This window comes from uncultured Arcobacter sp. (assembly GCF_937982575.1).
Lineage (GTDB): Bacteria > Campylobacterota > Campylobacteria > Campylobacterales > Arcobacteraceae > Arcobacter.
This window is the reverse complement of the sequence record NZ_CALJLR010000016.1, coordinates 1-2,529: the sequence shown is the minus strand read 5'-3', so window position 1 is coordinate 2,529 and position 2,529 is coordinate 1. Positions and strand designations below refer to the sequence as shown.

Below are 2,529 nucleotides of genomic sequence, written 5' to 3'. Positions count from 1 at the left end.
AAATTTAAATTAGCTTAAATTATTGGTTGTTTGCGGGAATCTGCAAGTGGCTCTTTAGATTTCTTTTTATTCCATTGTTCTGAGGCTATTAGTAAATCATTATTTAATTCTTCAACATTTTTATAATTACTTAAAAATCTTATTAATTTATAATATGACTTAGTATTAACTTTTTTAAAATTATAAGTTTTATCAAACAAAACTTGATGAAGTGAGCCTTGTGAAACTCCTAAAAATCTTTCAAATTGTTTAAAATTTTCAAAATATCCTTTACCACCTTTTTTGCTACTTTTAAGGCAATAAGACAACTCTTCTAATAATTCATTATCAAAATCATAAAGAACATTATTGTTACAGTGGAAAGGTAGTTCTATAATATTTTCAAAAGCAATACGCATTTGTCTAATTTGTTCTGATACTGATGGTCCAGTATAGTAGCCCTCTAGAGCTTTTAATATATCTGAGGTAATATTTTCTTTATTTGCATTACTTTTTAAAATATTATTTATTGTGTTTAAAATTGGCTCATTAGAGTCATCAAAAATAGATAATCTGTCATCATTTACTGGTATACAACTCTCTATTTCTTTTATATTTTTTTGCATGGGTTTTTCTTATTTAAATATATCTCAAGAGCATTATATCGATGAGTGTGCTCATCAGAATCATAACAGACTCTACGAGGTGTTTTTAATTTTTCTCTCCAGTCTGGTAATAATGCTAGAAAAAATTCTGTACCTTCTAAACATGTGTAACTTTCAGATTTCTTACAAAGTTTTTTAACAAATAGAGGGTATAACATACTTTGAAGCGCCTTTTTATCTTTATATGTTCCAGATTCTGTTATTTTTCTCATATCTTCTTGAAAACCATCGCAATATTTCCTTACCTGTGACCGATGTTGTGTGCAGATTTTCGATTTATTTTTCTGAAATTCAGAAAAAACTACATTAAAGTGCTCTAAGTAACCTGTGTTATTTTTGAATGTTTCATAACATCCTTTATCTAAATATATCAATTAATATACCTTGGTGTTAATTTTTTTCAAGTAGCAATACTTGTTCCTTTGAAGTTTAATATAATACATAAAAAAAGCAATATTTTTATTTAAGCACAAAAAACATCTCTAATTAAATCATGTCTCTTGCTAGGGATTAAATGTGCATACCTCAAAGTCATATCAAGTTTTTTATGTCCAAGTGGCTCTTTAATTTGTAATATATCAGCACCACTTAAAGCTAACCAAGAAGCGTGGCTTTTAGATATTCTCTAATAAATGCTCCGCTAAGTCCTCTAATTTACTAAAAGCAAAAGTCTTTTTACCTAAATCTTTTAAACTTGCACCTATATGATATACATCTTTATTATCAATAATTAAAAATCTATCGTGAAATTTTTTATTTGTCTCTATAGATATATCTTTGTACTGCTTATTGTATTTTTCTAAATCTAATTTTAGTGCTTTAGTGAATGTATCTGTATAAATAGTAACATCAATATTTTGATTTTTACTAAATAAAAGCAGAGTTGAATCATCAACATAATTATCAATGAGTACAATGCTGTTTTTAGCTTTTCTTATTAAATCTGATACAAAATTATGGGCATCAAATATTTGTCCGTTGTAAAATATACCTTGAGATTGTGTAGGATTTTTGTTTTCTAAGGCTTCAAATACTTTATCAAATTTTTCATCATGTTTTAAAAGTTTTAGTTCTAGATTTTCAACTTTTTGAAATATTAAAGCGTTTTGAGATATAAACTGTCTCATAGCTACAAAGCTATTGATAATTTTTATACTCACTTCTATAGCTGTTCTACTGTTTAAAACAGCACTTAGCATAGATACGCCTTGTTCTGTAAACACATAAGGAATATATCTTCTTCCACCATGTTCAGATAAACTTGAGGTCACAATTTGTGATTTCAAGTTTTCATATTCTTCTTTTGTTAATTGAAATCTAAAACTTTCTGGGAACCTTTTAGTATTTCTTTTAACTGCTTGATTGAAAACTCTTGTCTCTACATCGTAAAGCTCTGCTAAATCTCCATCTAACATTACTTGCTTATCTCTAATAGTGTAAATCTTTGATTTTATATCTATATTTGTTGTAGTTGTAATTTCTTGCATAATATTTTTTACCTTTTATTGCTTGAGATTATATAACTGAGCTTTCGCACCTAATTTTAATCGATATGCTTTCTAAAACAACTGTAAGTAGGGCATAGTAATAAAATACTCCATGGTACTTGACACTAGTTATTGACTATTCTAAATCCCCATAAATAGGGGCTTAAAAAAACTGAAAAATACATGTCAATAGATATGACAAATGCTGAGAGAATACCGCTACTACCGAATGTAACACTATAAAATTAGGTGCGAAAGCTCAGTTATATAATAATTTATTTGTAAATCAATATATTATTTTTTTATTACACTTAAGGTTCCAATTTGGAACCTTAAGTTTTTATATTCTGAGCTTTCGCACCTAATTTTAATCGATATGCTTTCTAAAACAACTGTAA

General features: G+C 27.3%; 3 protein-coding genes. All 3 read right to left on the bottom strand.

All coding sequences use genetic code 11. The features are described 5' to 3' along the window. Positions 1 to 14: 14 nt before the first annotated feature. Positions 15 to 605 (bottom strand): hypothetical protein, encoded by a 591-nt coding sequence (locus tag Q0617_RS11080; protein WP_298753354.1) that lies wholly within the window; start codon positions 603 to 605, stop codon positions 15 to 17. Then, positions 590 to 856, bottom strand: a complete 267-nt coding sequence (locus Q0617_RS11075) for a hypothetical protein (RefSeq protein ID WP_298753352.1) — start codon at positions 854 to 856, stop codon at positions 590 to 592. Before Q0617_RS11075 ends, Q0617_RS11080 begins: the two co-directional genes overlap by 16 nt. A 402-nt stretch (positions 857 to 1,258) precedes the next feature. Then, entirely contained in the window at positions 1,259 to 2,131 is an 873-nt protein-coding gene (locus tag Q0617_RS11070) for an ORF6N domain-containing protein (RefSeq protein ID WP_298753351.1), read from the bottom strand. Positions 2,132 to 2,529 lie beyond the last annotated feature (398 nt).